6 protein-coding genes are annotated in these 6,884 nt (G+C 69.2%); 2 read left to right on the top strand and 4 right to left on the bottom strand.

Going from position 1 to position 6,884, the window contains the following annotated elements; genetic code table 11:
• Positions 1 to 98: 98 nt before the first annotated feature.
• Complete coding sequence (gene tyrS / locus E3O49_RS07540; protein WP_134364971.1) at positions 99 to 1,400, bottom strand: tyrosine--tRNA ligase; 1,302 nt, start codon at positions 1,398 to 1,400, stop codon at positions 99 to 101.
• A gap of 139 nt (positions 1,401 to 1,539) precedes the next feature.
• Here tyrS and E3O49_RS07535 point away from each other — a divergent pair, with 139 nt between their 5' ends.
• Together E3O49_RS07535 and E3O49_RS07530 are read left to right on the top strand one after the other, a co-directional pair.
• Entirely contained in the window at positions 1,540 to 2,175 is a 636-nt protein-coding gene (locus E3O49_RS07535; protein WP_134364970.1) for a DNA-binding protein, read from the top strand.
• Positions 2,172 to 2,837 carry a hypothetical protein gene (locus E3O49_RS07530; protein ID WP_134364969.1) on the top strand — a complete coding sequence of 222 codons (666 nt, stop codon included), beginning with the start codon at positions 2,172 to 2,174 and terminating at the stop codon, positions 2,835 to 2,837. Before E3O49_RS07535 ends, E3O49_RS07530 begins: the two co-directional genes overlap by 4 nt.
• Positions 2,838 to 3,539: 702 nt before the next feature.
• On the opposite strand, the gene E3O49_RS07525 is transcribed toward E3O49_RS07530, so the two are convergent.
• From E3O49_RS07525 to E3O49_RS07515, 3 genes are read right to left on the bottom strand one after another with little or no spacing between them, the layout of a single operon-like run.
• The gene (locus tag E3O49_RS07525; RefSeq protein ID WP_241978687.1) at positions 3,540 to 4,151 is read right to left on the bottom strand and encodes a DNA-3-methyladenine glycosylase; all 612 of its coding nucleotides are present in this window, start codon (positions 4,149 to 4,151) and stop codon (positions 3,540 to 3,542) included.
• Positions 4,148 to 5,584: an argininosuccinate lyase gene (argH, locus tag E3O49_RS07520; RefSeq protein ID WP_174235689.1), complete on the bottom strand. Its 1,437-nt coding sequence runs from the start codon at positions 5,582 to 5,584 to the stop codon at positions 4,148 to 4,150. Before argH ends, E3O49_RS07525 begins: the two co-directional genes overlap by 4 nt.
• 9 nt (positions 5,585 to 5,593) lie before the next feature.
• Entirely contained in the window at positions 5,594 to 6,793 is a 1,200-nt protein-coding gene (locus E3O49_RS07515) for an argininosuccinate synthase (RefSeq protein WP_134364967.1), read from the bottom strand.
• Between the last annotated feature and the right edge of the window lie 91 nt (positions 6,794 to 6,884).

Here is a 6,884-nt window from a genome sequence, read left to right as displayed (position 1 = left end):
TGCGGCTTTCCGCACCTGTGGGGTACGTTTGAATACATTACGGTCCCCCGGCGGGCCCGTCAAAACCAGTGCAACCCCGGGCGTGTCACGCCCCGCGGCTACTGAACGAAAACGCCGGCCAGGGTCTTCTTACCGCGGCGGAGAACGGCGACGCCCCCGGGAAGCACGGCGCCTTCGATCGTCTGATCGTCGCTCAGCACCTTCACGTTGTTGAGGTAGACGCCACCCTGGCTGATCGCACGCCGGGCTTCGCTCAGGCTGGCGGTGAGCCCGGTGTCCACCAGCAGCTGCACCACGGGTGCGTGCGGAGCGGTCGTGGTGTTGGGGAGTTCCCGCAGCGCCGCTTCCAGCGTGGCCTCGTCGAGGTCGGCCAGGTCACCCTGACCGAAGAGTGCGTGCGCGGCCTGGATGGCGGCATCCGTCGCATCGCGCCCGTGCACGAGGCTCGTGACCGACACGGCGAGGGTGCGCTGGGCCAGCCGTTTGAACGGCTCGGTCGCCACAGCGGTCTCGAGCTCCTCGATCTCGGCCCGGGTGAGGAAGGTGAATACCTTCAGCCGGTTGATCACGTCGGCATCGTCGGTGTTGAGCCAGAACTGGTAGAACGCGTACGGGCTGGTCAGGGTGGGGTCGAGCCAGACGGCGTTGCCCTCGCTCTTGCCGAACTTGGTGCCGTCACTGTTGGTGATCAGGGGGGTGCCGATGGCATGCGCGCTCTCCCCCTCCGCCTTGCGGATGAGGTCGATGCCGCTGGTGAGATTGCCCCACTGGTCGCTGCCGCCGGTCTGGAGCACGCAGCCGTAGGTGCGGAAAAGTTCGAGGAAGTCCATCCCCTGCAGCACCTGGTAGCTGAACTCGGTGTAGCTGATACCGGCGTCCGAGTTCAGACGGGCGCTCACGGCATCCTTCTTCAGCATGCTGCCGACGCGGAAGTACTTGCCGATGTCCCGCAGGAAATCGATGGCGCTGAGCGGGGCGGTCCAGTCCAGGTTGTTCACGAGGGTGACGGCGCTGTCGCCCTCCGAACTGAGGAAGCGGGAGACCTGGGCCTGGAGGTAGCCCACCCACTCGTTGACGACATCCCTCGAGTTCAGGGTGCGCTCGGCGGTCGGGCGCGGGTCGCCGATCAGGCCGGTGGATCCGCCGACCAGCCCGAGCGGTCGGTGCCCGGCCAGCTGGAGGCGGCGCATCAGCAGCAGCTGAACGAGATTGCCCAGGTGCAGGCTGGGTGCGGTCGGGTCGAAGCCGCAGTAGTACGTGACCGGCGGGCCGGCGAGCAGCGCGCGCAGTTCGGCGGCATCCGTCGAGACCTGCACCAGGCCACGCCAGGAGATCTCCTCCCAGACGTCGTCGAAGGTCGGGTCATTGGCTTGCAGGGCGAGGATCGCTGGATCTGACACGAGCCAAGGCTACCAGCGCCCGAACTGGGCCCGCCGGATCACCTCTGAACCTTCATTGCGAATTATTAAGTCTGCAAGCTGAACTGGTGTATATTCAGCCTGGACACTTCATCTGTTCCCGGTGCGAGAGGAGTCTTCCGTGTTTGTGATCACCGCTGACCAGATCGACAGCCGCAACGATCGCGATCGTGCCGGCGAGATGATCGACGCCCTCATCGCCCGTTTCCCCGGAGCCTTCATCCTCCCGCCCGATCAGACGGCGGGCGACGAGATCCAGATGCTGCTGACGGATGCCCGCAGCACCCTAGACGTGATCCTGGACCTACAGCGTTCCGGGCATTGGAGCATCGGGCTCGGGATCGGCGAGGTGCGCCGCCCCCTGCCGGCCTCGGCCCGCCAGGCATCCGGGCACGCGTTCGTCGGCGCCCGGGCCGCGGTGACGCGCGCCAAGAAAGCGGAGGGCCGGTTCGGCCTCGAGCTCGCCGGCCCGACCGGCGCTCCCCCGCTGCTTGGCGCCGAGGAGGTCGAGGCCCTCGTGACCACGCTGTTGCTGCTGCGCCAGCGCCGCACGACGGAAGGCTGGGCGGCCGTGGACCTGCTCGGCCGGGGCCTGACCCAGGTGGAGATCGCCGCGGCGCTCGAGATCTCGGCGGCGGCCGTCAGCCAGCGACTCCGCAGCGCCCTGTGGCGCGTGGACCAGTCCGCGCAGCCCGCACTCGTTAGGCTCTTGGAGAACCTCCAGCACGCCACGACAGAAACGGGCCCTGCCGCATGACCTCTTCGTCCTTCCAGATCGTGGCGTACCTGTACTGGCTCCTGCTGATCCTGGTCACGACGGGTTCGCTGTTCTTCGCGGTCCTGGCGTTCCGGCAGCACAAGCAGCAGTTCGCCGCCATCGCCGCCGGCGGCCTGGCCGCGGCCCTGCTGATCGCATCCGTGCCCGCCCCCGGCGGCGCCAGTGTGTTCGGCACCATCCTCGGCATGCTGGCCCTCGGCCTGGCGGTCGTCGGCGGCGGGCCCGCAGCGCTGCTCGCACTCCGGCTGGCCACGCACAACAGCGTGACGCCCGGCCAGCACGGCGGCATCCTGGTGGAGAACGCCGGGTCGGCGGCCTCTGACTCGGGGGTTCCCGCCCAGGCCGGCACCGACGAGCCCGGCACCGGTGAGGCCCGCACCGACCAGGCGAAGCCCCAGCACGCGGTGCACGAGGTGCTGCGCGGCGGCCTGATGATCGGGATCCTTGAGCGGCTGGCCGTGGCGGGCGCGATCCTCGCCGGCTTCCCGGAGGCCCTCGCCATCGTCGTGGCGATCAAGGGCGTCGGCCGGTTCACCGAGCTGGCCGCCGCCGAGGCGCGGGAGCGATTCATCATCGGCACCCTCGCCAGCCTGATCTGGGCCTGCGCGTGCGCGGCCCTCGTGCAGATCGCGGTCGCCTAGCGAGTCTTCGCGGCCTCGGAATCGGCCAGCGGCACCGCTGGGCGTCGCGGCGCACCCTGTGGTCGCGGGCGCACGTTGTAACCAGCGCCCGCGGCAAGAGGGTGGGCCGCGAGCCTCGGGTGGGGTCCCTTGGGGCGCGGTGGCTCGCCGCGGCCAGGCGACCCGGATCTGCTGCCCGGCCCGGGACATCCGTGGCCACCGCGTTCAGCAACTGCGGAGATTTTCGCAACACGCCGTTGGGGCGGGCGCCGAAAGCGGTGATTCTCGAAAATCTCCGAGATCACGTGACGACGGATGCCCCGGCCGGGTCCGTCTGCGGAATGGCATGGCGGGGCGTCGCGGCGCACCCTGTGGTCGCGGGCGCACGTTGTAACCAGCGCCCGCGGCAAGAGGGTGCGCCGCGAGCCTCGGGCTGGGCTGGCTGGCCGGTTGGGCTGGGTCGGGTCCCTCGGGGCGGGCCGGTTGGGCTGGGTCGGGTCCCTCGGGGCGGCGTGGGACGGTTTCCTTGGGGCGCGGTGGCTCGCCGCGGCCGGGCGACCCGGATCTGCTGTCCGACCCGGAACATCCGTGGCCACCGCGTTACTAGCTGCGGAGATTTTCGCAACACGCCGTTGGGGCGGGCGCCGAAAGCGGTGATTCTCGAAAATCTCCGAAATTACGTGACGACGGATGCCCCGGCGCTGGCCCAGGGATGGCCCGGACCTAACGACGGTGGGGCTCAGTGCCCCGCTTCGGATGCGGCCGGTAGGGCGACACCGACGCGTCATCGGGGATCCAGAATCGCCACGGGTACTCGGCGCCTCCGCCGGGGCCGCTCACGCCGGTTCGGGGGCCGCTCCGGAATTCGCTCGGCTGCTCCGGCAGGGTGAGCTCGAACGGGGCCCGGCTGAGGTCCGCGCCGTCGTCGGCGAGCCCGATGCCGAGCGCCACCGTGAGCCGGGCCGGGCCGCGCCCGAGGTCGCGGTCGCTGCGTGCGGTGGGGCGTCGCATCCGTGCCTCGTCGACACCCGCGATGATCTCGCCGGCGCGCAGCAGCACCGCGGACGCCTCCCCCGGCTCCGAGCAGACGATGTTCGCACAGACGTGCATGCCGTAGCTGAAATACGCGTACAGGTGACCGGGCTCGCCGAACATGGCCGCGTTCCGCCGGGTCTGCCCGCGGAAGGCGTGCGATCCGGGGTCGAGGCCGAGCCCGAGATAGGCCTCGACCTCGGTGATGCGAAGCAGCACCCCGTCCCGGCCGATCACCGCGCCCAGCAGTAGCGGCGCGACCTCCAGTGCGGGTCGCGCCAGCAGGCTGCGGCCGGGGATCACACCCGGAGAGCGGCCGCCAGGACCCCCACCCTGGCGACCAGCACGGCGCGCTGCTCGGCCACGCGCACCGGGGCGGTGCCGCCCTGGCCGTCGCGGCGGGAAACCGAACCGGTGATGGTGAGCACCTCGCGCACGTCCGGCGTCAGGTGCGGTGACAGCGCGAGCAGCGCCGCGTCGTCCACCTCGTGCAGGTCGAGCCCGTTCTGCTCCGCGTGCTTGACCAGCGCGCCGGTGATTTCGTGGGCGTCGCGGAAGGTGACCTGATGCTTGACCAGCCACTCGGCGACATCCGTTGCCAGGGAGAAGCCCTGCGGCGCCAGCTCGGCCATGCGGTCGGTGTGGAAGGTCAGGGTCGCGATCATGCCGCTGAAGGCCGGCAGGAGCACCTCGAGGGTCTCGATCGAGTCGAAGACCGGCTCCTTGTCTTCCTGCAGGTCGCGGTTGTAGGCCAGCGGGAGGCCCTTGAGCGTGGTCAGCAGCCCGGTCAGGTTGCCGATCAGGCGGCCGGACTTGCCGCGGGCGAGCTCGGCGATGTCCGGGTTCTTCTTCTGGGGCATGATCGAGGACCCGGTCGAATAGGAGTCGTCGAGGGTGACGAAACCGAATTCGCGCGTGTTCCAGAGGATGATCTCCTCGGCCAGGCGGGACAGGTCGATCCCGATCTGGGCGGTGATGTACGCGAACTCCGCGACCAGGTCGCGGCTCGCGGTGCCGTCGATCGAGTTCTCGACCACGGCGCTGAAGCCGAGGTCGGCGGCGACCAGGTTGGCGTCGAGGCCCAGGGTGTTGCCGGCCAGGGCGCCCGAGCCGTAGGGCGAGAAGTCGGCGCGCTTGTTCCAATCGGTGAACCGCTCGAGGTCGCGCACGAGCGGCCAGCAGTGCGCGAACAGGTGGTGGGCGAGCAGCACCGGCTGCGCGTGCTGCAGGTGGGTGCGGCCGGGCATGATCGCGTGCTCGTGCGCTTCGGCCTGCGACGCCAGGGCGTCGATGAGGTCGACGACGTGAGCGGAGAGGGCAACAGCCTTGTCGCGAAGCAGCATCCGCACCAGGGTCGCGACCTGGTCGTTGCGGCTGCGGCCGGCGCGGAGCTTGCCGCCGAGTTCGACGCCGACGATGTCGATCAAGCCGCGCTCGAGCGACGAGTGAACGTCTTCGTCGCTCTCCGCGGGCTGGAACCGACCGTCGAGCACGGCCTCGACGAGGGCGTCGAGGCCGGCCACCATGGCGACGAATTCGTCGTCGGTCAGGTAACCGGCCGCGGCCAGGGCGTGGGCGTGGGCCTTCGAACCACGGATGTCATAGGGGGCCAGCGGCCAGTCGAACTGGGTCGACTTGCTCAGCTTCGCCAGTTCCGGCGACGGTCCCCCGGCGAAGCGACCGCCCCACAGGGCGCCCGCCTTGCCGGCACGATTCTCGTTCTTGTCTCCAGCCACGCCGATGCCCTACTTGCCGGCGAGGTCGCGGCGAGCCGAGATCTTGCTCGGCAGCGACCACAGCTCGATGAAACCCTTGGCCATGGACTGGTCGAAGGTGTCACCGGTGTCGTAGGTGGCGAGGTTGAAGTCGTAGAGGCTCTGGGTGGACTTGCGGCCGGTGACGACGGCGGTGCCGGCGTGCAGCTTGAGCCGGATGTCGCCGGTGACGTGCTTCTGCGTCTCGTCGATGAACACGTCGAGGGCGCGCTTGAGGCCGGAGAACCAGAGGCCGTCGTAGACGAGCTCGGCCCACTTGGACTCGACCGTGCGCTTGTACCGGGCCAGGTCGCGCTCGACGGTCATGTTCTCGAGCTCTTCGTGTGCGGCGATCAGGGCGATGCCGGCCGGAGCCTCGTAAACCTCGCGGCTCTTGATGCCAACGAGGCGGTCCTCGACGATGTCGATGCGGCCGACGCCCTGGTTTCCGGCGAGCAGGTTCATCATTTCGATGGCCTGCAGCGGGGTGACGGGCACGCCGTCGATGGCGACGGGGACACCCTGGTCGAAGCTGACGACGACCTCGGTGGGCTCGCGGGTCACGGCCGGGTCCTGCGTGTACGTGTAGAGGTCTTCGATCGGGGCGTTCCACGGGTCTTCGAGGAAGCCGGTCTCGACCGCGCGACCGTACACGTTCTGGTCGATCGAGTAGGGGCTCTTCTTCGACTGCGCGATCGGCAGGTTGTGCAGGGCCGCGTATTCGATGGCTTTGTCGCGGGTGAGGGCGAAGTCGCGCACCGGGGCGAGGGAGGTGAGGTCGGGCGCGAGGGCGGAGACCGCTGCCTCGAAGCGAACCTGGTCGTTGCCCTTGCCGGTGCAGCCGTGCGCGACGCTGTCAGCGCCGAGCTCCTTCGCGGTCGAGGCGAGGTACTTGGCGATCAGCGGGCGGCTGAGCGCGGACACGAGCGGGTAGCGCTTCTGGTATAGCGCGTTGGCCTTGAGCGCCGGCACGATGTAGTCGTTGGCGAATTCGTCCTTCGCGTCGACGACGATGGCCTCGACGGCGCCGCAGTCCAGTGCGCGCTGACGGATGACATCCATGTCCTCGCCGCTCTGTCCGACGTCGATGGCGAGGGCCACGACCTCCTTGCCGGTCGCATCCTTCAGCCAGCCGATGCCAACCGAGGTGTCAAGTCCACCAGAGTATGCGAGCACAACACGTTCAGCCATGGTTCTCCCTAAATGTAGATCTGTTCAAGTTTACGGTGACGCTGTCACGCCCGGGCGTGCCCGTTCCGGTCGAGAGTGCCCGTTAGACCGG

The organism is Cryobacterium shii (assembly GCF_004402595.1).
GTDB lineage: Bacteria > Actinomycetota > Actinomycetes > Actinomycetales > Microbacteriaceae > Cryobacterium > Cryobacterium shii.
The sequence above is the reverse complement of the archived record's forward strand: the minus strand, read 5'-3'. Positions and strand labels throughout refer to the sequence as shown.

What these genes read in the sequence shown, in the direction of transcription:
- E3O49_RS07530 (WP_134364969.1), top strand. Translation starts at nt 2,172, where the DNA reads ATGACCTCTTCGTCCTTCCAGATCGTGGCGTACCTGTACTGGCTCCTG.
- E3O49_RS07515 (WP_134364967.1), bottom strand. Translation starts at nt 6,793, where the DNA reads ATGGCTGAACGTGTTGTGCTCGCATACTCTGGTGGACTTGACACCTCG.